General features: G+C 60.1%; 19 protein-coding genes and 2 pseudogenes. 12 read left to right on the top strand and 9 right to left on the bottom strand.

Features of this window, described 5'->3' with window-relative positions; all coding sequences use genetic code 11:
• Positions 1 to 52 precede the first annotated feature (52 nt).
• A complete protein-coding gene (secA, locus tag PSH96_RS23035; protein WP_305455300.1) occupies positions 53 to 2,788 on the bottom strand; it encodes a preprotein translocase subunit SecA in 2,736 nt (911 codons plus the stop codon).
• 305 nt (positions 2,789 to 3,093) lie between these two features.
• On the opposite strand from secA, the gene PSH96_RS23040 reads away from it, so the two are divergent.
• Entirely contained in the window at positions 3,094 to 3,549 is a 456-nt protein-coding gene (locus tag PSH96_RS23040) for a DUF721 domain-containing protein (protein WP_056858560.1), read from the top strand.
• Positions 3,550 to 3,553: 4 nt separating this feature from the next.
• On the opposite strand, the gene PSH96_RS23045 is transcribed toward PSH96_RS23040, so the two are convergent.
• Positions 3,554 to 5,032 carry a helicase HerA-like domain-containing protein gene (locus PSH96_RS23045; RefSeq protein ID WP_305455303.1) on the bottom strand — a complete coding sequence of 493 codons (1,479 nt, stop codon included), beginning with the start codon at positions 5,030 to 5,032 and terminating at the stop codon, positions 3,554 to 3,556.
• Positions 5,033 to 5,380: 348 nt separating this feature from the next.
• On the opposite strand from PSH96_RS23045, the pseudogene PSH96_RS29665 reads away from it, so the two are divergent.
• Positions 5,381 to 6,223, top strand: a pseudogene (locus PSH96_RS29665) (cache and HAMP domain-containing protein); the annotation flags it as partial.
• Positions 6,224 to 6,361: 138 nt separating this feature from the next.
• Positions 6,362 to 7,126 (top strand): methyl-accepting chemotaxis protein, encoded by a 765-nt coding sequence (locus PSH96_RS29670; protein ID WP_370694377.1) that lies wholly within the window; start codon positions 6,362 to 6,364, stop codon positions 7,124 to 7,126.
• A gap of 36 nt (positions 7,127 to 7,162) precedes the next feature.
• Here the strand turns inward: PSH96_RS29670 and PSH96_RS23055 are convergent, their stop codons facing one another.
• Positions 7,163 to 7,333, bottom strand: coding sequence for a hypothetical protein (locus PSH96_RS23055; RefSeq protein WP_305455306.1), 171 nt, complete (start codon positions 7,331 to 7,333; stop codon positions 7,163 to 7,165).
• A gap of 98 nt (positions 7,334 to 7,431) precedes the next feature.
• Complete coding sequence (gene purU / locus PSH96_RS23060) at positions 7,432 to 8,280, bottom strand: formyltetrahydrofolate deformylase (RefSeq protein ID WP_017139791.1); 849 nt, start codon at positions 8,278 to 8,280, stop codon at positions 7,432 to 7,434.
• 347 nt (positions 8,281 to 8,627) lie between these two features.
• On the opposite strand from purU, the gene mvaT reads away from it, so the two are divergent.
• On the top strand, positions 8,628 to 9,002 hold the full coding sequence (mvaT, locus tag PSH96_RS23065) for a histone-like nucleoid-structuring protein MvaT (RefSeq protein ID WP_005790963.1): 375 nt from the start codon (positions 8,628 to 8,630) through the stop codon (positions 9,000 to 9,002).
• 90 nt (positions 9,003 to 9,092) lie between these two features.
• Here mvaT and sbcB read toward each other — a convergent pair whose 3' ends face one another.
• On the bottom strand, positions 9,093 to 10,520 hold the full coding sequence (sbcB, locus tag PSH96_RS23070) for an exodeoxyribonuclease I (protein ID WP_305455308.1): 1,428 nt from the start codon (positions 10,518 to 10,520) through the stop codon (positions 9,093 to 9,095).
• Positions 10,521 to 10,685: 165 nt separating this feature from the next.
• Here sbcB and PSH96_RS23075 point away from each other — a divergent pair, with 165 nt between their 5' ends.
• From PSH96_RS23075 to PSH96_RS23100, 6 genes are read left to right on the top strand one after another with little or no spacing between them, the layout of a single operon-like run.
• Positions 10,686 to 11,378: an RDD family protein gene (locus PSH96_RS23075; protein ID WP_305455310.1), complete on the top strand. Its 693-nt coding sequence runs from the start codon at positions 10,686 to 10,688 to the stop codon at positions 11,376 to 11,378.
• The gene (locus PSH96_RS23080) at positions 11,375 to 12,355 is read left to right on the top strand and encodes a stage II sporulation protein M (RefSeq protein WP_305455312.1); all 981 of its coding nucleotides are present in this window, start codon (positions 11,375 to 11,377) and stop codon (positions 12,353 to 12,355) included. Before PSH96_RS23075 ends, PSH96_RS23080 begins: the two co-directional genes overlap by 4 nt.
• Positions 12,342 to 13,871 (top strand): DUF4129 domain-containing protein, encoded by a 1,530-nt coding sequence (locus tag PSH96_RS23085; RefSeq protein ID WP_305455313.1) that lies wholly within the window; start codon positions 12,342 to 12,344, stop codon positions 13,869 to 13,871. Before PSH96_RS23080 ends, PSH96_RS23085 begins: the two co-directional genes overlap by 14 nt.
• Positions 13,868 to 15,025, top strand: coding sequence for a DUF4350 domain-containing protein (locus tag PSH96_RS23090; RefSeq protein WP_305455314.1), 1,158 nt, complete (start codon positions 13,868 to 13,870; stop codon positions 15,023 to 15,025). Before PSH96_RS23085 ends, PSH96_RS23090 begins: the two co-directional genes overlap by 4 nt.
• Positions 15,022 to 16,017, top strand: coding sequence for a MoxR family ATPase (locus PSH96_RS23095; protein ID WP_305455316.1), 996 nt, complete (start codon positions 15,022 to 15,024; stop codon positions 16,015 to 16,017). Before PSH96_RS23090 ends, PSH96_RS23095 begins: the two co-directional genes overlap by 4 nt.
• Positions 16,018 to 16,024: 7 nt before the next feature.
• Positions 16,025 to 17,356: a DUF58 domain-containing protein gene (locus PSH96_RS23100; protein WP_305455319.1), complete on the top strand. Its 1,332-nt coding sequence runs from the start codon at positions 16,025 to 16,027 to the stop codon at positions 17,354 to 17,356.
• Between the two features lie 62 nt (positions 17,357 to 17,418).
• Here PSH96_RS23100 and PSH96_RS23105 read toward each other — a convergent pair whose 3' ends face one another.
• Complete coding sequence (locus tag PSH96_RS23105; RefSeq protein ID WP_305455322.1) at positions 17,419 to 17,778, bottom strand: PilZ domain-containing protein; 360 nt, start codon at positions 17,776 to 17,778, stop codon at positions 17,419 to 17,421.
• A 225-nt stretch (positions 17,779 to 18,003) separates the two neighbouring features.
• Positions 18,004 to 18,378 carry a tol-pal system YbgF family protein gene (locus tag PSH96_RS23110; protein ID WP_017139782.1) on the bottom strand — a complete coding sequence of 125 codons (375 nt, stop codon included), beginning with the start codon at positions 18,376 to 18,378 and terminating at the stop codon, positions 18,004 to 18,006.
• Positions 18,379 to 18,553: 175 nt separating this feature from the next.
• Here PSH96_RS23110 and pyk point away from each other — a divergent pair.
• Positions 18,554 to 20,006: pseudogene (pyk, locus tag PSH96_RS23115) on the top strand (pyruvate kinase).
• Between the two features lie 161 nt (positions 20,007 to 20,167).
• On the opposite strand, the gene PSH96_RS23120 reads toward pyk, so the two are convergent.
• Together PSH96_RS23120 and PSH96_RS23125 are read right to left on the bottom strand one after the other, a co-directional pair.
• Positions 20,168 to 20,917: an enoyl-CoA hydratase-related protein gene (locus PSH96_RS23120; protein ID WP_305455325.1), complete on the bottom strand. Its 750-nt coding sequence runs from the start codon at positions 20,915 to 20,917 to the stop codon at positions 20,168 to 20,170.
• A 30-nt stretch (positions 20,918 to 20,947) separates the two neighbouring features.
• Positions 20,948 to 21,880, bottom strand: coding sequence for an iron-sulfur-binding ferredoxin reductase (locus PSH96_RS23125; protein ID WP_305455327.1), 933 nt, complete (start codon positions 21,878 to 21,880; stop codon positions 20,948 to 20,950).
• Between the two features lie 349 nt (positions 21,881 to 22,229).
• Here PSH96_RS23125 and PSH96_RS23130 point away from each other — a divergent pair, with 349 nt between their 5' ends.
• Complete coding sequence (locus PSH96_RS23130) at positions 22,230 to 23,753, top strand: fumarate hydratase (protein WP_065930424.1); 1,524 nt, start codon at positions 22,230 to 22,232, stop codon at positions 23,751 to 23,753.
• Positions 23,754 to 23,890 lie beyond the last annotated feature (137 nt).

Here is a 23,890-nt window from a genome sequence, read left to right on the forward strand (position 1 = left end):
CGACGGCAAAGGCCGGTCGCGGCGCAGGGTGTTGCAGCGTCAGGCAAAAATCTTAGTTGATTTCGCCGTGGCAGTGTTTGAACTTCTTGCCCGAACCGCACCAGCACAGCTCGTTGCGGCCCAGCTTCTGGTCATTGCGGACCGGGGCTTGAGCCAAGGCCACATCGACCTCTTCGCCCAAGACTTCCGGCGCTTCCAGACCCGGTGCTTCGTCATGCTGGAACTGCATGCGCGCAGCCAGTGCCTCGGCTTCCTGACGCAGGCGGGCTTCTTCCTCGATCGGGTCTTCACGACGCACCTGAACGTGGGAGAGCACGCGAATCGAATCGCGCTTGATCGAATCCAGCAACTCGGAGAACAGCGTGAACGACTCGCGCTTGTACTCCTGCTTCGGGTTCTTCTGGGCGTAGCCACGCAGGTGGATACCGTGACGCAGGTGGTCCATGGTCGACAGGTGGTCTTTCCACAGGTCGTCCAGCACGCGCAGCACGATTTGTTTCTCGAAGGTGCGCAGTGCTTCGGCGCTCGCCTGCTCTTCTTTCTCGTTGTACGCGGCCAAAAGCTCGGTCATCAGCTTCTCGCGCAGGGTTTCTTCGTACAGGTGGTCGTCTTCGTCCAGCCACTGCTGAACCGGCAAGTCCACACCGAAGTCGCTCTTCAACGCGGCTTCCAGGCCGGCAACATCCCACTGCTCAGGCAGGGACTGTGGCGGGATGTGAGCGCTGACGGTGGCATTGAGCACGTCCTGACGGAAGTCAGCGATGGTTTCGCCAATGTTGTCGGCGGCCAGCAACGTGTTACGCATGTGATAAATCACTTTACGCTGTTCGTTGTTGACGTCATCGAACTCAAGCAGTTGCTTGCGAATGTCGAAGTTGCGGCCTTCAACCTTGCGCTGGGCCTTCTCGATGGCGTTGGTCACCATGCGGTGCTCGATCGCTTCACCGGACTGCATGCCCAGGGCTTTCATGAAGTTCTTCACCCGATCCGAAGCGAAGATACGCATCAGGCTGTCTTCCAGCGACAGGTAGAAGCGGCTCGAACCGGCGTCACCCTGACGGCCGGCACGACCACGCAGCTGGTTGTCGATACGGCGCGATTCGTGACGCTCGGAGGCGATTACCTGCAAACCACCGGACTCCAGCACCGCCTGATGGCGTTTCTGCCAGTCAGCCTTGATCTGGGCGATTTGCTCAGGGCTTGGGTTTTCCAGTGCTGCGACTTCCACTTCCCAGTTGCCGCCCAACAGGATGTCGGTACCACGACCGGCCATGTTGGTGGCGATGGTCAGTGCGCCTGGGCGACCGGCCTGGGCGATGATCTCGGCTTCTTTTTCGTGGAACTTGGCGTTGAGAACCTTGTGCTCGATGCCTTCCTTGTTGAGCAGGTTGGACACGTGCTCGGAGGTTTCGATAGTGGCAGTACCCACCAGGATCGGACGGCCCTGGGCCATGCCGTCCTTGATGTCGTTGATGATTGCCGCGTACTTCTCTTCGGCCGTCAGGAACACCAGGTCGTTGAAATCTTTACGCGCCAGCGGCTTGTTCGGTGGGATCACCATCACGGCCAGGTTGTAGATCTGGTGGAACTCGAACGCTTCGGTGTCGGCTGTACCGGTCATGCCGGACAGTTTGTTGTACAGACGGAAGTAGTTCTGGAAGGTGGTGGAGGCCAACGTCTGGCTTTCGGCCTGGATGTTGAGCATTTCCTTGGCTTCGATGGCCTGGTGCAGGCCTTCGGACAGACGGCGACCCGGCATGGTGCGGCCGGTATGTTCGTCAACCAGTACGACCTGGCCGTCCTGGACGATGTATTCGACGTTGCGATGGAACAGCTTGTGGGCGCGCAGGCCGGCATACACGTGGGTCAACAGGCCCAGGTTGTGCGCCGAGTAGAGACTTTCGCCCTCGGCCAGCTCGCCGATCTGGGTCAGCATCTCTTCGACAAACTGGTGGCCGGCTTCGTTGAGTTCGACCTGGCGGGTCTTCTCGTCGATGGTGAAGTGACCTTCTTTGGTCACCACGCCTTCCACTTCCTCAACGTGCTGCACCAGGCGCGGGATCAACTTGTTGATCTCGGTGTACAGGCGCGAGCTGTCTTCGGCCTGGCCGGAGATGATCAGCGGGGTACGTGCTTCGTCGATGAGGATGGAGTCGACTTCGTCGATCACGGCAAAGTTGAGTTCGCGCTGGAATTTTTCTTCCATGCTGAACGCCATGTTGTCGCGCAGGTAGTCGAAACCGAATTCGTTGTTGGTGCCGTAGGTGATGTCACACGCGTAGGCGGCGCGCTTTTCTTCCGGCGGCTGGAACGGCGTGACTACGCCGACGGTCAGGCCGAGGTATTCATACAGCGGGCGCATCCAGTTGGCGTCCCGGCGGGCCAGGTAGTCGTTCACCGTCACAACGTGCACGCCCTTGCCGGACAGTGCGTTGAGGTAAACGCCCAGGGTTGCCACCAGGGTCTTGCCTTCACCGGTACGCATTTCGGCAATCATGCCTTCATGCAAGGTCATGCCGCCGATCAATTGCACGTCGAAGTGGCGCATGCCCATGACACGCTTACCGGCTTCACGGGCGACCGCAAAGGCTTCAGGCAACAGCTTGTCGAGGGTTTCACCTTTGGCTATGCGGGCCTTGAACTCTTGGGTCTTGGCGCGCAATTGCTCGTCCGACAGGGCAACCATCTGCTCTTCGAAGGCATTGACCAGCTGCACCGTCTTGAGCATGCGTTTGACTTCGCGCTCATTCTTGCTTCCAAAAAGTTTCTTTAACAAAGGCGCAAACATATCGGCAGGTTCTTCCACACATAGGGATGGAGGGCGCACCGTGAGTGGCCCGAGCAGCCCTCACGGCCGCATGCGAACGCGCATTCTACCCGGAATCGTGGGTGAGGAAAGTGGCGTTATTCCCCGATGCTGGCATGGCGCTGTGAGAGGGCCTGTTTAAAATAAGGGCTTTTGCTGGAACTTCAACCCATCAAGCGCAGAAGTTACCTATTGATTTCACTCGCATTGCCCTGCTATCGCTTTGCCTGGGGCCGCACAGGCGCTTTCTGCTAAGATGGCGGCTCTGTTACTTAAGGTGTCTAAACATGGCGTTTCGCCCACTTACAGCCCGCGCGCCCAGCGTGTTGCTCCGCGAAGCCAAACCGTTGAAAGCCATCTTCGGCCACGCGCAACGCTTGGGCCATTTGCAACGCCTTGTAGAAAGCCAGCTGCAACCTGCCGCCCGCGAACATTGTCATGTGGCCTCGTGGCGCGAAGGCAATTTACTGTTAATTGTCACCGACGGGCATTGGGCCACCCGCCTGCGCTACCAGCAAAAACGCTTGCAGCGGCAATTAATGGCATTTGATGAATTTGCCAGCCTGACCCGCATCCAGTTCAAGGTGCAGCCGCCCACCGTGCAGCAAGGCGCAGTGGGGCACACCATGGACCTGTCGCAGAATGCGGCCGAAACCATTCAAGCCACGGCCGACGGCATCAGCGATCCGGGCCTGCGCGCAGCGTTGGAGCGGTTGGCCGCCCACGCCAGGCCCAAGCCCTGAACCGCTACTTGCGTTTACTGCCGCCCAGCAACGAGCCCAACAACCCGCGCACCAACTGCCGTCCCATTTGATTGGCCGCCTGCTGCATGGCGGATTTGAGCGCCTTGCCCGCGGTAGTCCCCAGGAACGCCCCGGCCTTGTCGGTAAAGCTCGGCTCTTCGCCGGACGGCTTGGCCTCCTCGGTCGGGCCAAGCTCCTTGCGCGCCATCAGCACTTCATAGGCCGACTCACGGTCAATCGGCTTGTCGTAGCGCCCCAACAAAGGCGAACTGGCGATGATCGCAGCGCGTTCAGCCTCGGAAAGCGGCCCGATCCGCGATTGCGGCGGCGCCACCAGTACGCGCTGGACCACTTCCGGTGTGCCCTTTTCCTGCAACGTACCCACCAGCGCCTCACCGGTGCCCAACTCGGTGAGCACCGACAAGGTATCGAACGCCGGGTTGGGGCGAAAACCGTCCGCCACCGCACGCAGGGATTTCTGCTCTTTGGTGGTGAACGCCCGCAGGCCATGCTGGATACGCAGGCCCAGTTGCGCCAATACCGTGTCAGGCAAATCCCCTGGGGATTGAGTGACAAAGTACACACCCACGCCTTTGGAACGAATCAAACGCACCACTTGCTCCAGGCGATCCTGCAATGCCTTGGGCGTATCGGCGAACAATAAATGCGCCTCGTCGAAAAACAGCGCCAGCAACGGTTTATCGGCATCGCCACGCTCCGGCAGTTGTTCGAACAACTCGGCCAACAGCCACAGCAGGAAGGTCGCATAGACCTTGGGTGCCTCATGCACCAAGCGGCTCGCGTCCAGCAGGTGAATGCGCCCGCGACCATCGCCGGCAGGCTGCAAGATATCTTCAAGCTGCAGGGCTGGCTCGCCAAACAAGGCTTCGGCGCCCTGCTGCTCGAGCACCGCCAAACGCCGCAACAGCGCCTGGCTGGAACCGGTGGTCATCAGCGCCGCGTCGTCGCCCAGCAGTTCCGGGTGATAACGCAAGTGGTTGAGCAACGCCTTGAGGTCTTTTAGGTCCAGCAACAGCAGGCCTTCGCGGTCGGCCACCTTGAAAGTCGCATAGAGTGCCGATTGCTGGCTGTCGGTGAGCTCCAGCAGGCTGCCAAGCAGCAACGGCCCCATTTCGCTGATGGTGGTGCGAAGCGGATGACCGGACTGCCCGTGGATATCCCACAGCGTTACCGGATAAGCCTTCGCCGTGTAATTAAGGAAAGGCATGCCCGCAATGCGCTCGGCCACCTTGCCTTGAGGGTTGGCCGCAGCACCAAGGCCGCACAAGTCACCTTTGATATCAGCGGCAAACACGGCCACACCCGCGTCGCTGAAGGCTTCCGCCAAGCGCTGCAACGTGACGGTTTTACCTGTACCGGTGGCGCCGGCAATCAACCCGTGACGGTTGGCCAGGCGCATGGCCTGAGCGATGGGCTGGCCGTCCAGGCCGGCGCCGATAAGGAGTTGCGAGGAATCAGGCATTTCGTCACCTTTGGTTAATCTTTAGTACCGTCAGGTCGATACAGACAGAGGTAAGACCCACAAAGTCTAAAAATAGGTCAGATAGTTCTCACAGGGACCACCGGAATTATCACAAGCAGTATCACACCTTTTTTGACGCTGTCATTTTGCGCATCCTACGAGGACGCGCTTCGGATATTAAGACCTTAGCGGACCCTACAAGCCATGAATAAAAACCTGCGCTTCAGCCACAAAATCCTGCTTGCAGCCTCCCTTATCGTCATCGCCGCTTTTGCACTGTTTACCCTCTACAACGACTACCTGCAACGCAACGCGATTCGCGACGACCTCGATAATTACCTGCATGAAATGGGTGATGTCACCGCCAGCAACATACAAACCTGGCTCACCGGGCGGATTGCCCTGGTCGAAAACGCTGCACAGAACATCGCGATCAACCCTGAACCCGCCGTAGTTGCCGGCCTGCTCGAGCAGAAAAGCCTGACCTCCTCGTTCATGGCCACCTACGTGGGCGACAGCAAAGGCGCCTTCACCATCCGCCCCGACACCAAGATGCCGGACGGTTTCGACCCTCGGGTGCGCCCTTGGTACAAAGGCGCCCAAAGCAGCAACGGTTCAACCCTCACCGAACCTTACATCGACGCGGCGACCGGGCAGTTGATCATTTCCGTGGCCACCCCCAGCGCCAAGGCCGGGCAAAGCATCGGCGTGGTCGGCGGCGACCTGAGCCTGCAAACCCTGGTGGATAACATCGGCGCGCTGAACTTCGGCGGCACGGGCTACGCATTCCTGGTCAGCGCTGACGGCAAAGTGCTGGTGCACCCGGACAAGAACCTGGTGATGAAGACGCTGGCCGACATGTACCCGAAAAACACCCCGAAGATCAGTGGTGATTTCAGCGAAGTCGAAGCCAATGGCAAAGACAACATCGTGACTTTCACCCCCATCAAAGGCTTGCCGTCGGTGAACTGGTACCTGGGTATTTCGGTGGATAAAGATAAATCCTTCGCCATGCTCAGCAAATTTCGCACCTCGGCCGTTATCGCCACGATCATTGCGGTGGTGATCATCATCGCGCTGCTCGGCATGCTGATCCGAGTGCTGCTGCAACCCCTGCACGTGATGACCCGCGCCATGCAGGACATCGCCGATGGCGAAGGTGACCTGACCCGCCGCCTGAACATCCAGAATCACGACGAGTTCGGCACGCTGGGTAACGCATTCAATCGCTTCGTGGAGCGCATTCACGCCTCGATTCGCGAAGTGTCCTCGGCCACCGAGCAGGTCAATGAAGTGGCCCTGCGAGTGGTCAACGCCTCCAACTCGTCGATGGTCAACTCTGACGAGCAGGCCAACCGCACCAACAGCGTGGCTGCCGCTATCAACGAGCTGGGCGCGGCTGCGCAAGAAATTGCACGTAACGCCGCCCAGGCGTCCCATCAGGCCAGCGATGCCCGACACCTGGCCGAAGACGGCCAGCAAGTGGTCGAGCGTAATATCAAGGCGATGAACCAGCTGTCCGAGATGATCAGCGCCTCCAGCAGCAATATCGAAGCGCTCAACAGCAAGACCGTGAACATCGGGCAAATTCTGGAAGTGATCACCAGCATCTCCCAGCAAACCAACCTGCTGGCACTGAACGCCGCGATCGAAGCGGCACGTGCAGGTGAAGCCGGTCGCGGGTTTGCGGTGGTGGCCGATGAGGTGCGCAACCTGGCGCATCGCACTCAGGAATCGGCGCAACAAGTGCAAAAGATGATTGAAGAGTTGCAGGTCGGCGCCCGGGATTCGGTCAGCACCATGAGTGAAAGCCAACGCCATAGCCTGGAGAGCGTCGAGATCGCCAACCTGGCCGGCGAGCGTCTCAACAGCGTGACCCAACGCATTGGCGAGATCGACGGCATGAACCAGTCTGTGGCCACCGCCACCGAGGAACAGACTTCGGTGGTGGAGTCGATCAACATGGACATCACCGAGATCAACACCCTCAACCAGGAAGGTGTGGAAAACCTGCAATCGACCCTGCGCGCCTGTACCGACCTGGAACAACAGGCCGCACGTTTGAAACAGCTGGTGGTCAGCTTCCGGATCTGATCCCTGCGCCCGCCGAGCTTTTAAGGCGGCGGGCCGCTAGGCTTGCTCGGGATCGGTTTTAGTGTGTTCCTGTCGCCACAACTCGGCGGCACCGGGAAACTCAGTGCCGTCCTCAGGGTTAAGCTCATCCGGATCAAAACGGCTCAAACAGCCCTCGCCCAGCGTCGCTGGCGCTTTGGAGGTGGCTTTATCGAGTGGGTCGCTCATCGCTTAATCCTTAATGGCGGACAAAAAAAGGGCCTGGGACGATTTAACGCCCAGGCCCTTTTTTCTACAACTTAAACGTGGCTATTTAGACGTGGCTATCAGAACACCACAGTCTTGTTGCCGTGCACCAGCACGCGATCTTCCAGGTGATAACGCAGGCCACGGGCCAGCACCATCTTCTCGACGTCACGGCCGAAACGCACCATGTCTTCAATGCTGTCGCTGTGGCTGACGCGCACGACGTCCTGCTCGATGATCGGGCCGGCGTCGAGTTCCTCGGTGACATAGTGGCACGTTGCGCCAATCAACTTCACACCGCGCAGGGAGGCCTGGTGATACGGCTTGGCACCCACAAACGATGGCAGGAAGCTGTGGTGAATGTTGATCACTCGGCCAGCGTACTCACTGCACAGTTCCGGCGGCAGGATTTGCATGTAGCGCGCCAGCACGACCACATCGGCTTCGTGCTGCTTGACCAGGCGGGAGACTTCGGCGAATGCCGGTTCCTTGTCCTGCGGGTTGACCGGCACGTGGTAGTACGGGATGCCATGCCATTCGACCATGCTGCGCAGGTCATCATGATTGGAAATCACACAGGCTATCTCGCAGTCGAGCTCATCGCTGTGCCAGCGGTGCAGCAGGTCGGCCAGGCAGTGGGACTCGCGGCTGGCCATCAGCACGACACGCTTTTTCTGCTCCGTGTCGGTGATGTGCCAGGTCATCGAAAACTCTTCGGCGATCGGCGCAAACGCCTCGCGAAACGCTTCGAGACCAAAGGGCAGCGTGTCCGCACGTATCTCATGACGCATGAAAAACCAACCGCTGAGATCGTCCGAGTGATGGCTCGCCTCGGTGATCCAGCCGTTGTGGGAGGCCAGAAAGTTACTGACTTTGGCAACGATGCCAACCCGGTCCGGGCAAGCAATCACCAGCCGAAAAGTGCGCATTAGGGGGGAACTCCAGAACTTCGCAAAGGCCGCCATTCTAGCGATTACGCAGAAAAACTGCAGTACTCCTTGCACCTTATTCTGTCGCCCGGCCCTGGCGACAACCCTTAATAGCGTAAGGTTTTACCGCCACTATATGAAGGCCCACCCTCAGGCTCAGACAGTTATGCAAAATAAACAGAATTATGTTTACACCTACCACCTATTAATTAACTCGATTGCATAGCATTGCCAAAAACATTCAACGTAATTCACATAAATGCCTTCTTAAATGTTTACTTGGGGAAATTGCCTGACTATTATTAGGCCACTCACTGTCAATCAGCGCTCTACATAAGGTAGTCCCCATGTCCCTGATCAACGAATACCGCGCCACCGAAGAAGCTATCAAAGAACTGCAAGCCCGCTTGAAGAACCTGTCCCAAGACGACAAGCTGCAAACCGAGCTGGAATTCGAAGGCAAACTGCGCACCCTGATGGGTGAGTACTCCAAATCCCTGCGTGACATCATCGCGCTGTTGGATCCGGAATCTAAAGTTAAAGCACCGCGTGGCGCTGTGAAAACTACCGGCACCAAGCGTGCTCGCAAGGTCAAGCAGTACAAAAACCCGCACAACGGCGAAGTGATTGAAACCAAAGGTGGCAACCACAAGACTCTGAAAGAGTGGAAAGCCAAGTGGGGCGGCGACGTGGTAGAAGGCTGGGCTACCCTGCTGGGCTAAGCCTGATCGGGCTTAGGCCGGATATGCAACACATTAAAAACGCCAGCTTGCTGGCGTTTTTTATTGTCCAAATAATCTGCAAGTACCTGACTACAGGCCCAGGCGAGCGGCTAAAGAGTCGGCATACTCCTGCCATTCATCGAGCACCTGGCGCTGAAACGCTGTAGCACTAACAGCCAACTCCTCACGTGCCTGCTTAAATGCCAACAGGGTATTGGGTGCGCCCCACTCCGGGTTCGACAAACGTTGCTGACAGAAAAGTTTCCAGCGTTGTTGCTCATCGTTGTCCAAGGTGTCAGGAAAGTTACGCGCGCGGTAACGGAATAATAATTCCGGCAATCGATGATCATCGAAAGGCCACTGCTGACGTGCCAACTGTGACGGTTCAGCCACGCGCACTTGTTCGCATAACCGTCGGTCGCGGTCACCGATAAAACCGTCATAGAGCTGCTGCTCCGGGTCTGTGCTCGGCGCAAAGTCTTCCTCGGCATAAATGGCTGCCAACTTGTCGCGCCAAACTTCCTGTGCGTCAGTTAGTCGCAGCACCCGTGCCTGGCACACGTCCATATCGAAGTTCAGGCGTTCGCGATCCTGTGCGCGCAGCACACTCAATGGCGCGACCACCGGGCAGCGGTTGATATGCAACAACTTGAGCGGCACGGGCAACTCCCCTTGCGCCAACTCATCACGGCGTGTGTAAAGCCGCTGGCGCAAGGTGTCGGCGTCGAGGTCGAGCAAACCCTGCGGGTCGAGGCCAAGGTCACAGACAATCAACGCATTGCGATTGCGCGGGTGCCAGGCCAGGGGCAGTACCACGCTCAGGTAATGACGCTCGGCGGAGAAACGCCCGGAAATATGCACCATGGGCTGCAACAGGCGGACCTGATCCATCACCCGCTGCTTGCTGCGCAGTTGAAACAACCAGTCATACAACTTTGGCTGCTTGTCGCGGATCAGCCGCGCCAGGGCTATGGTGGCTCGCACGTCCGACAAGGCATCGTGAGCCTGGCCATGATCGATGCCATTGGCTTGGGTCAAACGCTCCAGCTTGAGGGTGACACGCCCGTCCTGCTGCGGCCACTCAATGCCTTCGGGGCGCAGTGCGTAAGCCGTGCGGACCACATCGATCAAGTCCCAACGACTGTTGCCGCCCTGCCACTCACGGGCATAGGGGTCAAAAAAGTTGCGGTACAGGCTGTAGCGCGTCATTTCATCGTCAAAGCGCAATGTGTTGTAACCGGCGCCACAGGTTCCAGGCGCGGCCAGCTCAGCGTGCACGCGGGTCATGAAGTCGGCTTCGGCCAGACCTTTTTCCGCCAGAATGCCGGGGGTGATACCGGTTATGGCGCAGGCAGCCGGATGCGGCAGGATATCGTCGCTTGGCTGGCAATACAGGTTGACCGGCGGGCCGACCTCGTTGAGCTCGAGGTCGGTACGAATACCGGCGACCTGCAACGGGCGATCGCTGCGCGGGTTGATGCCGGTGGTTTCATAGTCGTACCAGAAAATGGTGGTCACGGGCTGTTCCTGTGCTGAAGATCGACAAAGTCTAGGCGCAGCAAGGCACTCGGGGCCAGCGCTAGATTACTGTACAAACATCCAGCAAAACCTTGAAGGGTTGCTTCCACCGTCGACACTGCTAGCATCCGTGTCTTCAAGCCGCTCGCACTGCCAAGGATCGCGATGCCATCAGTTCCATTGGATACCCACTACCCGATCGAGACCCCCGAGGGCATAGACCTGCCCTTGCGCCCGGCCGGCCTGATGCCACGTGCACTGGCTTTTGCCTTCGACCTGGGTGTGCGCGGCCTGATCATGGGTATCCTGCTCGTGCCACTGGCGCTGCTCGGCAATATCGGTATTGGCCTGGGCTCGCTGCTGCTGTTCCTGATCAGTTGGTGGTACATGGTGCTGTTCGAAGTCCTCAACCAGGGCTGCTCTCCGGGCAAGCAGGTCATGGGCTTGCGCGTTATTCAGGACGACGGCACACCCATTGGCTGGCCGGCCTCACTCATCCGCAACCTGCTGCGCTTTGTCGACATGCTGCCTTTGGGCTACTTCATCGGCGCCATCAGTTGCCTGCAACACCCTCACTTCAAACGGCTCGGCGACCTCGCTGCGGGCACGCTGGTGGTCTACCGCGAGCAGCCACTGGCGCGCCCCAAGGTGCCTCAAGCCACCGCCCTGCGCCTGCCCTTCACGCTGGAGCTGAGCGAACAACGCGCCATATTGGGTTTCGCCGAACGCCAAGGTGAGTTGTCCGCCGACCGGGTGCACGAACTGGCGGCCATCCTGGCAACGCCGTTACACGTATCGCCAGCGCGTGCGGTAGAACAACTCAATGGCGTGGCGCGCGGCCTGGTGGGGCCGACATGAAGCAGAGCCTGTTCGAAAGCCGCCATCAGCCGCAGTGGCAAGCCTTCACCGCACAACTCATCCAGTTGGAGCAAGGCAAGGCCAAGGCCAGCGATATGTCCGACTTCCCCCATCACTATCGACGCCTGTGCCAGCACCTCGCCCTGGCCCAGGAGCGTGGCTACAGCAGCTACCTGATAGATCCCCTGCAACAACTGGCACTGCGCGGCCACCAGCAGTTGTATCGCCATCGCAGCCAATTGGGCGCGAATGCAGTGGGCTTTATCCTGGCGGGTTTCCCGCGCCTGGTGCGCGAACAATGGCGCTTCGTGTTGATCGCCGGCCTGCTGTTCTTCGGCAGCCTGGTGGGTATTGCGTTGCTGGTCTACCTGTTTCCAGACCTGATCTACAGCATCGTAAGCCCTGCGCAGGTGGCCGAGATGCACAGCATGTATGACCCGGATGCCGGTCACCTCGGGCGTGCTGCCGACCGTGCGTCCAGTGAGGACTGGATGATGTTTGGCTACTACGTGATGCACAACATCGGGATTGCCTTCCAGACCTTTGCCGCCGGTTTGCTGTTCGGCCTGGGCAGCGTGTTTTTTCTGATTTTCAACGGCCTGATCATCGGCGCGGTCTCCGGCCATCTCACCGAGATCGGCTATGGCCAGACCTTCTGGTCGTTTGTCATCGGCCACGGCGCCTTCGAACTCACGGCCATCGCACTGGCCGGGGCTGCAGGCTTGCAATTGGGCTGGGCGGTGATTGCTCCCGGGCACCTGACACGCGGCGAATCCCTGCGGCTGGCGGCACACACAAGCGTACAGATGCTCTGCGGCGTCATGCTATTGCTGCTGATCGCGGCGTTTATTGAAGCCTATTGGTCTTCCTCCACCACGATCGCGCCCTGGATCAAATACTCAACGGGCGCCGGGCTGTGGCTGTTGGTTGCCGCCTACCTCACTCTTGCCGGACGCACTCGCCATGCGCCTGAGTGAGGCCAGCGTGGTGATTCGTCCCCGTACCTCCTGGGAAGCTATGGACCTGGGTGTACTGATGGCCCAGGAACATCGACTGCTGTTGATGAGCAGTTGGGCAATAGTGACGTTACCGATATTCAGCTTGCTGACCCTGCTGCTGTGGAAATACCCGTCCACGGCCATCTTCGTGTTCTGGTGGCTAAAACCGGCCTTTGACCGCTTGCCGCTGTACATCCTCTCCAAGGCCTTGTTTGGCGAGACACCCAGCCTCAAGCAGGCTGTGCGCCAGTGGCCGCGCCTGCTCAAAGGCCAACTGCTGGCCAGCCTGACCTGGAGGCGACTGAGCCTGAGCCGCAGCTTTGTCATGCCGGTGAGCCAGCTCGAAGGCCTGGACGGCAATGCCCGTCAAATACGCCTGGGGGTGCTGCTGCAACGCAATGCTGGCGCTGCACGCTGGCTGACCACCCTTGGCGTGCATATGGAAATCGGCCTGTGGTTCGGTTGCATGGCACTGTTCTATCTGTTCATCCCGCAGCAACTGGAACTCGATTGGGACTGGCAACGGTTGGCGCTGGCAACTGGCTCCGAAGGGTTGTGGCTGGAGCATTTGAGTAACGCCTTCTACGCCCTGATTCTGGTGTTCTGGGAGCCCATCTATGTCGCTTGCGGTTTCAGCCTGTACCTCAACCGCCGCACCGTGCTGGAAGCCTGGGACCTTGAACTGGTGTTCCGCCGGTTACGCCAACGCCTGAGCAGCGTCGCGACGTTGCTGCTGCTGGTGGCTGGGCTGATGCTCGTGCCATTCGGCCGCCCCGTCATGGCGGACGAGCCCGGACCGGCCAAACAAGTCACCACCCAGGCCGCCAGCCAATCGATCAAGGCGCTGCTGGACAGCCCCCCGTTCAAGCACCCGGAAACCGTCACTCGCTACCGTTTTGGCGACGAAAAAAACGCCGCGCAACACAAGGTAAAGGGTGACGGTAAACTTCCGGCCTGGCTTCAGGCGCTACTGGACAGATTCAACAGCAATACCTTCAAAAACGCCGCCCTCGGCCTGGAGGTACTGCTTTGGGGCCTGCTGGCGACTGGCCTCGCGCTAGTTGTCTGGCGCTATCGGGAGTGGCTGCACACCTTCGTCAGTCGACGCGGGCCAGCCAAAGCCAAAACCGCCAAAGCGGCCCCTGCACAACTATTCGGCCTGGCGTTGGACAGCGAGACCTTGCCTGACGACATTGCCAGCACTGCCGAACAGCTGTGGCCCACCCACCCCAGGGAAGCCCTCGGCCTGCTGTATCGCGGCCTGCTCAACCGACTGCTGCACGACTTCAACCTGCCCCTGAAAAGCGCCGACACCGAAGGTCAGGTCCTGGAGCGCATCCACTCACTGCAACAACCGCAACTGCTGGCCTTCAGTGACGCACTGACACACCACTGGCAAAACCTCGCCTATGGCCACCGCCTTCCGCCGGCGTTGGTACACCAGCAACTGTGCCGCGATTGGCGCGCCCTGTTCAGTACGGGAGCCGCCCAATGAACCGCCCCATGCTGTGGATCGGCCTGCTGCTGGCCTGCCTGCTTGGAGCAGGTGGCCTTTACGCTTGGCACAAGGCGATCCCGTACGACGAAATAGTCGATCGCGGCCCATCGCCACAAGCCATCGCCAACCCTTACCTTGCGGCCGAATACTTCCTGCGCCAGCAGGGCCTGGCCGTGGAACACGCCAACAGCCTTGAACACCTGGCCGACCAGCCAGCCAAAGGGCGTAGCCTGGTATTGCTGGGCGAGCGCAGCAACATGACCCCACGCCAGGCGGAGCAACTGCTGGACTGGGCAAAATCCGGTGGCCATCTGCTGCTGGTTGCCGAAGCGCTTTGGGATGAGGAAGCCGGTAAAAGCGGTGACCTGCTGCTGGACCGGCTGGACTTCCACCAGACACTCGGCGAGGGCCTTGACGAGCCTGCTTCCCCACGCAAAAAGAAAGCACCGGACCTGACCAAACTCTACGTCGACAATGAGACCGCCCCGGCCTATTTCAGCTTCGATACCGACTTCAACCTTACCGACCCCAGGCACCTGGCGCAGTTCTCCGCCAACAGCGGCAAGTCCAGCCATTTGATGCAACGCAACTTCGGCCAAGGCACCGTAACGGTGGTAACCGACAGCGACCTATGGAAAACCCCAGGCATCGGCAAACACGATAACGCCTGGCTGTTGTGGTATCTGAACCGGGGTACGGATGTAACGCTGCTGTTCAACAGTGACGTGGACGACCTGCTTACCCTGTTGATGCGCAACTTCCCCCAGGCACTGGTGGCGCTCTGTGCACTGATTGCCCTGGCACTCTGGCACGCTGGCATGCGCCAGGGGCCGACCCAGGCGCCCGCCCCAAAGGCGCGTCGCCAGTTACAGGAACACTTGAAGGCCAGTGCCGACTTCCTGCTGCGCCGCAGTGGCCAAGGCACGCTGCTGCATGCCTTGCAGCGTGATATCCAGCGGGCTGCACGACGGCGCCACCCAGGCTTTGAACACCTCGACAGCGACGCACAGTGGCAGGTCCTCGAACGCCTGACGCGCCAACCCTCCCACGTCATCCGCCAGGCCCTCGGCCCACTTCCGGCAAAACGGCTCACCAGCGCCGATTTCAGCCGTCAGGTGGCGAGCCTGCAAACCCTCAGGAATGCCCTATGAGCGAATTTCCCACGGCCACCGCCCCGACTGCCGAAAGCCTTCAAAAGGCCAGCCAGCAGGCACAGGCTCTGCGTGTTGAACTGCGTAAGGCGGTGATTGGCCAGGACCAGGTGATCGACGACGTGCTCACCGCACTGATCGCCGGTGGTCACATACTGCTCGAAGGTGTGCCAGGGCTCGGCAAAACCCTGTTGGTTCGCGCGCTGGCACGCTGCTTTGGTGGCGACTTTGCCCGTATCCAGTTCACCCCGGACCTGATGCCCAGCGATGTCACCGGCCACGCCGTGTACGACCTGCACAGTGAGCAGTTCAAGCTGCGCAAGGGGCCGCTGTTCACCCACCTGTTGCTGGCCGATGAAATCAATCGCGCCCCCGCCAAGACCCAGGCCGCCCTGCTTGAGGCCATGCAGGAACGCCAAGTCACCCTCGAGCGCGAAGCGCTGCCCATTGGCCAACCGTTCATGGTGCTGGCGACCCAGAACCCCATCGAACAGGAAGGCACGTACCCCCTGCCCGAGGCCGAGCTGGACCGGTTCATGCTCAAAGTGCGCATGGACTACCCCGATGCGCAGCAGGAGCTGGAGATGGTCCGCGAAGTCACCCGCTCCTCCAGGGCCGACATGCTGGATGTGCAGCCACTGCGCACGGTGCTGCAGGCAGAGGACGTGTTGCAGTTGCAGCAAATTGCCAGCGAACTGCCGCTGGATGAGCAAGTACTCGACTACGCCGTGCGCCTGGCCCGCGCCACGCGCAGTTGGCCAGGGCTGACTATCGGTGCAGGCCCGCGTGCCTCCATCGCCCTGGTTCGCGGCGCCCGCGCCCGGGCCTTGCTGCGCGGTGGCGAGTTCGTCACCCCGGACGATATCAAGGGTTGCGCCTTGGCGGTGCTGCGCCATCGCGTGCGCATCGCCCCTGAATTGGACATTGACGGGTTGGAAGTGGATCAGGTGCTCAAGCAACTGCTGGAGCAGATTCCGGCACCTCGGCAATGACCCGACCATGAAGCCAACCCGTCTGCTGCTGATCTGGCTTGGCGTCCTCCTGGGTTTGAACACCCTGTTGGGCGCGGCTACGGCGCTCCAGCTCAACGTACCCGACACGCTGCATAAAGTGGCGTGGGGCCTTTTGCTGGCGCTGTTTCTATTGGCACTGCTGGACGCCCTGCGCCTGCGGCGTCTTCCATGCCCACGGGTGCAACGGCAGATGCCGGGTAGCCTGGCCTTGGGGCGTTGGGGTGAAGTACGCCTGACCCTTGAACATGACGTCCCGCAGCCGCTGACCGTGCAGGTATTCGACCATGCACCTGACGGCCTGAGCGTGGAGAATATGCCGCAGTCCATCGAACTTCTGCCGGGCCTGCGAAGCGAACTGGGCTATCGATTGCGGCCCTTGCGGCGTGGGCACTTCAGTTTCAGTCGCTGTGAGATTCACCTGCCCAGCCCTTTCGGGTTGTGGTCTGCGAGGCGCTTCGTTGCAGCCCTGGATACAACCCGGGTCTACCCTGACTTTGCCCGTTTGTACGGCGCACAACTGCTGGGCGTGGACAGTTGGTTGAGCCAATTGGGGGTTCGCCAACGCCAACGCCGGGGGTTGGGGCTCGAATTTCATCAGTTGCGCGAGTTTCGCGAGGGCGATAGCCTGCGCCAGATCGACTGGAAAGCCACCGCGCGCCAGCGCACGCCCATCGCCCGGGAATATCAGGACGAGCGCGACCAGCAGATTGTGCTCATGCTCGATTGTGGTCGGCGCATGCGCAGCCAGGATGCCGAACTCGCTCACTTCGACCACGCCCTTAATGCTTGCCTGCTGCTCAGTTACGTTGCCTTGCGCCAAGGCGATGCTGTCGGGCTGAGCACCTTTGCCTGCGACCAGCCGCGCTACCTGGCGCCCGTCAAAGGCAGCGGCCAACTAAACCTGTTGCTCAATGCTGTTTACGACCTCGACACCACCCGCCGTACTGCCGACTACGCGGCCGCCGCCAGCCAATTACTGGCCCGGCAGAAACGTCGGGCGTTAGTGATCGTGGTGACCAATCTTCGCGATGAAGATGATGAGGAGTTACTCGCAGCGGTCAAGCGCATCAGCCGGCAACACCGGGTGCTGGTCGCCAGCCTGCGCGAAGACGTACTCGACCAACTGCGCCAGGCCCCCGTGCAAACCTTGCCTGAAGCGCTGGCCTACAGCGGGACTGTCGACTATCTCAACAAGAGAAACGATCTGCATGAGCGCTTGAGTGCCCACGGCTTGTCGGTGCTGGATACGCCACCCTCGGGGCTGGGGGCCGCCTTGGTGACGCGTTATCTGGGTTGGAAAAAAGCCGGGGTTTTATGACTCATGCACACGACCACAAGCTCGGCTAACTCCACCAGGCCTGGGTCGACAGCGCGCAATGCCTAGGCGGAAGTCTGCAAAGGGTCAAAGCTGAAGTAATGGCACAGGGCATTGATCAATTGCCCGTATGCCTCAGGTGCTTCGACCACGCGAAACCCCGAGTCATAGTGCTGCGGGGTGACGTCTTCATGGCTCCACAAGCACATTGCCGTGAGGTCAATGGCCTGGAAATCACCGTCTGCCATAGGGATTTTCAAACGCAGTTCAAACGCCACGTCAACCATCATGGGTAATTGGCTGATCAACATCAGCCCATCTTCGGACACGTTCCCCAAGTAGCCAATAGGCTTATCCGTAAGCCGGTTGAAGACTTTCAAGAAACCAGACAACTGATGCCGCTCAATCCTTCGGTCGGTAAACATGATGAAATCGCCATCCATTGGCCATATCAGTGGCCGCGCCAGTTATTCGGAACGAACACTGATGTTCGCTCTCCCTGGAAATTGGTGCGAATCCAGCGTGCGCTTGATCGCCCTACAGCTGCCAATCCCAAGCAATCCATCCGATTGAACATAAACTTGTACAAACGGACACTCAAAGAATAGCTTAAGACTGGCGTCGGGCCAGCTATGGAATGACAAATATCATCAAAGTGAAGCGGGCCGTGGCTGCGCGACGCTGGCGCCGGAGTAGTGGCCCAACTGCTGCAGGGTGTCGAGCCGGGCACGGGCGCGGTAGGCATACTCGCTGGAGGGGTATTGATTGATGATGAACTGGTAGGTCTGCACCGCATCAACAAACAGCTTCTGACGCTCCAGGCATTGCCCGCGCAGCATCGAAACTTCCGGTTGCACATACCGACGGGTACGGCTCTCGCGGTCCACCTGGGACAATTCCAGGGTCACGCGTTCGCAATCACCCACCCCATAGGCGCGGTAAGCGTTGTTCAAATGATGGTCCATCGACCAGCGGGTGCAGCCGACAACACTGACGGCCAGGGCAGCAATGAGCAAAATTCGCATGGGGGTTCTCCTGTCTTGTGCAGTGTATCGACCCCGCGCCAAAAATCTTCAAGGGTGTTCATCGATTCAATTGGAGCGAAAACAAGCGAATCTTCGATAAGTAGTGCAAACGAACAATGACTACAACCAAAGAGCATAGTAGCCTTCCTCAGCGCTTGAACTCAGGAGTCTGTGCATGTCCGTCCGTCGTACCAAAATCGTCGCCACCCTTGGCCCGGCCAGTAACTCGCCGGAAGTCCTCGAACAGCTGATTCTGGCTGGTTTGGACGTTGCCCGTCTGAACTTCTCCCACGGCACCCCGGACGAGCACAAGGCTCGCGCCAAGCTGGTGCGTGACCTGGCCGCCAAGCACGGCCGCTTCGTGGCACTGCTGGGTGACCTGCAAGGCCCGAAAATCCGTATCGCCAAATTCGCCAACAAGCGCATCGAGCTGAAGATCGGTGACAAGTTCACCTTCTCCACCAGCCATTCGCTGACCGAAGGCAACCAGGAAGTCGTGGGTATCGACTACCCGGACCTGGTCAAGGACTGCGGCGTCGGCGACGAACTGCTGCTGGATGACGGCCGCGTGGTCATGCGCGTCGACACGGCCACCTCGACGGAGCTGAACTGCACCGTGATCATCGGTGGCCCGCTGTCCGACCACAAAGGCATCAACCGTCGCGGCGGTGGCCTGACGGCGCCGGCCCTGACTGAAAAAGACAAGGCCGACATCAAGCTCGCCGCCGAAATGGAAGTGGACTACCTCGCCGTGTCCTTCCCGCGCGACGCTGCCGACATGGAATACGCCCGTAAGCTGCGCGACGAAGCCGGCGGTACTGCCTGGCTGGTGGCCAAGATCGAACGTGCCGAAGCCGTGGCCGATGACGAAACCCTCGACGCCCTGATCAACGCTTCCGACGCTGTGATGGTTGCCCGTGGCGACCTGGGCGTGGAAATCGGTGACGCCGAGCTGATCGGTATCCAGAAGAAGATCATTCTGCACGCACGCCGCCACAACAAGGCCGTGATCGTGGCGACCCAGATGATGGAGTCGATGATCCAGAACCCGATGCCGACCCGTGCCGAAGTGTCAGACGTGGCCAACGCCGTGCTCGACTACACCGACGCCGTGATGCTCTCGGCTGAAAGTGCTGCCGGCCCTTACCCGCTGGAAGCCGTACAGGCCATGGCGCGTATCTGCGTCGGTGCCGAAAAGCACCCGACCAGCAAGACCTCCAGCCACCGCATCGGCAAAGTGTTCGAAAGCTGCGACCAGAGCAGTCGCCCTGGCCGCCATGTACACCGCTAACCACTTCCCAGGTGTGAAAGCGATCATTGCCCTGACCGAAAGCGGCTACACGCCGTTGATCATGTCGCGTATCCGTTCGTCGGTGCCGATCTACGCGTTCACCCCACACCGCGAAGCCCAGGCCCGCGCGGCGATGTTCCGTGGCGTGTACACCATTCCGTTCGATCCGGCTTCGCTGGCACCGAACGAAGTGAGCCAGAAGGCGATCGACGAGCTGGTCAAGCGTGGCGTCGTAGAGAAAGGCGACTGGGTCATCCTGACCAAGGGCGACAGCTACCACACCACCGGTGGCACCAATGGCATGAAGATCCTGCACGTGGGCGACCCGCAGTTCTGAGTGACACGCTGAAAAACAAAAGCCCTGCCATGTGAATGGCGGGGCTTTTTGTATTTAAAGGCCTGGAGATCTGTTGAATCAAAGGGCCTCATCGCAGGCAAGCCAGCTCTCACATTGGAATGCGATCAACTGTGGGAGCTGGCTTGCCTGCGATGGCGTCATCAACGCCGGGTGATAAACCCCGACAACGCCGCAATCGCCTCCGGCGACTTCAAGCGCTGCACAAACAACGCCCCCTCGTCCTCAATCACCTGCCGCAACTGTTCACGGTCGACACTTTTCATCAACTGCTTGCTGACCTGCACCGCGCCCGGCGCCAGGCTTTCAAAGCGCTGCGCAACTTCCCGCGCCTTGGCCAGCGCCGCTTCACCACTACCCATCGCCTCAGTCGCAATCCCCCACGCGGCCGCTTGCTCGCCGGTAAAACCTTCGCCCAACAACAACAGTTCAGCCGCTTTCGCATGCCCCAGCAGCCGAGGCAGGATCAGGCTGGAGCCAAACTCCGGGCACAACCCCAGGTTGACGAACGGCATGCGCAAACGCGCATCGCGACTGATATAGACGAGGTCGCAATGCAGCAACAGGGTGGTACCGATACCGACCGCCGCACCCGCCACCGCCGCGATCACCGGCTTGCGGCAGTTGAGCAGGCTTTGCATGAAGTGAAACGGCGGGCTGTCCAGATCACTGGGCGGCTGTTCGAGGAAGTCGGCGATGTCGTTGCCGGCGGTAAAACACTCATTGCTGCCCTGTATCAGCACCGCCCGGATACCTGAGTCCGCATCAGCCTGTTCCAGCGCTTCGGCCAGTTGGGTGTACATGGCGCGGGTCAGGGCATTTTTCTTGTCGGGGCGATTGAGCTGCAGGGTCAGCAGCCCGCCTTCGCGTTGCAGCAGGATGGCGTCAGTCATGGCGAATCTCGCGGCTGGAAAAGTCAGCGCTCAACCACGCGGCAGGAACACATCGGCCAGCAGTTGATTGCGCGGCAATCCCGCCAGGAACAGGCGTTTGGAAAACGCCTCGACATTGGCAGGGTGCCCGCAGAGTAAGGCCAGAGTTTGCCGCGAAACAAGCCGCAGTTGCGCCAATGCCTGGGCCGACTCCGCCGCCGTCCACAGCTCCACAGTCAGGTTCGCGTGCTGCGCAGCCAACGCCGCCAGGGGCTCGGCCAAATAATGCCCATCGGCATCATGGGCCAGGTGAATCACGCGGATGTCTCCTTGGTGATCCTGGCGCAGCGCCTCGCGCAGCACGCCCCATAACGGCCCAAGCCCCGTGCCGGATGCCAGCAGCCACAGCGGCCGCGATTGCCAGTCAAGATCATATTGCAGCGCCCCGCCCCGCAACTCACCGAGGCGCAGGCTGTCGCCCACCTGTAATTGCCGGGCAATATCGCTGAATTCGCCGGGCAGACGGCAATCAAGATGAAACTCCAAAAACGGGTCTTCCTGGGGCAAGCTGGCCAACGAGTACGGGCGCGCCACCTGCCCCGTCCACAGCACCAGATGTTGCCCGGCCCGATAACGCAAGCCACGTTCGGGTTGCAGGCGCAGGCGCAGTACCTCGGGGTTCAACCAGTCGACGCCCACCACTTGCGCGGGCAAGCCATCGCGCAGCGGGTCAAATGCTTCAACCTGTAAATCTGCGACAACCTCACACTGGCAGGCCAGACGCCAACCGTCCTGACGTTGCGCCGGGCTCAGGGCATCGGGCTGCTTATCAGCAACCTCACCCTGGCAACGCACCAGGCACGCATGGCAACTGCCCGCCCGGCAACTGTAGGGCACAGCCACACCCGCCTGATTCAAGGCATCCAGCAGGTTGCTGCCGGTGGCTACCGACCAGTGGCGTTCGCCGACGTGCAGTTCAGGCATATAAAGGCTCAATCACTTCAAAGATTGCCAACGATAACGCGGACAGGCTTTTTGTGGGAGCGGCGGTGCGACGATTCGACTTGCTCGCGAAAGCGGACTATCTGCCCCTATGTGTTGGCGGACACACCGCCTTCGCGGGCAAGCCCGCTCCCACATTGGCTCGGTGTTCACAATCACCCGAGTTTGACCATAGTCGGGTGTATCGGCCACCGCGTCGGGTTATACTGCCGCGCCTTTTTAGCGTCGCGCCTTGCACCACTGTGGCGTGCCTTGGAAAGGTGGTTTCAGCCGACCGATGCAACACTGAAGCCACCTTTATTGAATGTTCCCTTATAGAGGAGCGCGACTCATGACCGTGATCAAGCAAGACGACCTGATTCAGAGCGTTGCCGACGCCCTGCAATTCATTTCCTACTACCACCCCGTTGACTTCATCCAGGCCATGCACGAAGCCTACCTGCGCGAAGAATCGCCGGCAGCCCGTGACTCCATCGCCCAGATCCTGATCAACTCGCGCATGTGTGCCACCGGCCATCGCCCGATCTGCCAGGACACCGGCATCGTGACCGTGTTCGTGCGCGTGGGCATGGATGTACGTTGGGACGGCGCCACCATGGGCCTGGACGACATGATCAACGAAGGCGTGCGTCGCGCCTACAACCTGCCGGAAAACGTCCTGCGCGCTTCCATCCTGGCCGACCCGGCAGGCAGCCGTAAAAACACCAAGGACAACACCCCGGCAGTGATCCACTACTCCATCGTCCCGGGTAACACCGTGGAAGTGGACGTGGCGGCCAAGGGCGGCGGCTCCGAGAACAAGTCGAAAATGGCCATGCTCAACCCGTCCGACTCGATCGTCGACTGGGTGCTCAAGACCGTTCCGACCATGGGCGCCGGCTGGTGCCCACCGGGCATGCTCGGCATCGGCATTGGCGGCACCGCCGAGAAAGCTGCGGTAATGGCCAAGGAAGTGTTGATGGAGTCCATCGACATCCACGAGCTGAAAAAGCGCGGCCCGCAGAACCGTATCGAAGAGATGCGCCTGGAGCTGTTCGAGAAGGTCAACCAACTGGGCATCGGCGCCCAGGGCCTGGGTGGCCTGACCACCGTGCTCGACGTGAAAATCATGGACTACCCGACCCACGCAGCCTCGCTGCCGGTGTGCATGATCCCCAACTGCGCCGCCACCCGTCACGCGCACTTTGTGCTCGACGGTTCAGGCCCGGCGTCGCTGGAAGCGCCACCGCTCGATGCCTACCCGGAAATCGTCTGGGAAGCTGGCCCGTCGGCCCGCCGCGTCAACCTCGACACCCTGACCCCGGAAGAAGTACAAAGCTGGAAGCCGGGCGAAACCGTGTTGCTCAACGGCAAGATGCTCACTGGCCGCGACGCGGCGCACAAGCGCATGGTCGAGATGCTCAACAAGGGCGAAACCCTGCCGGTGGACCTCAAGGGTCGCTTCATCTACTACGTCGGCCCGGTTGATCCGGTGCGCGAAGAAGTGGTTGGCCCGGCTGGCCCGACCACGGCCACGCGGATGGACAAGTTCACCCGTCAGATCCTCGAGCAAACCGGCCTGTTGGGCATGATCGGCAAATCCGAGCGCGGCCCTACCGCTATCGAAGCGATCAAGGACCATAAAGCCGTGTACTTGATGGCCGTGGGCGGCGCTGCTTACCTGGTGGCGCAAGCCATCAAGAAGTCGCGCGTTGTCGCGTTTGCCGAACTGGGCATGGAAGCGATCTACGAGTTCGACGTCAAAGACATGCCGGTCACCGTTGCGGTGGATAGCAAGGGCGAATCCGTGCACATCACCGGTCCTGCCATCTGGCAGAAAAAGATCAGTGAAAGCCTGGCGGTAGAAGTGCAGTAAGCACTTCCCCGCAAGGATAAAGGCGACTGCGGCCCCACGGCCCAGTCGCCTTTTTTATGGCGAACTCGATCATGTGGGAGCGGGCTTGCCTGCGATGGCTTCACCGCGGTTTTTCAGTTGCACCGAGGTGAAGCTAT

This window comes from Pseudomonas sp. FP2338 (assembly GCF_030687515.1).
GTDB classification, from domain to species: domain Bacteria; phylum Pseudomonadota; class Gammaproteobacteria; order Pseudomonadales; family Pseudomonadaceae; genus Aquipseudomonas; species Aquipseudomonas salomonii.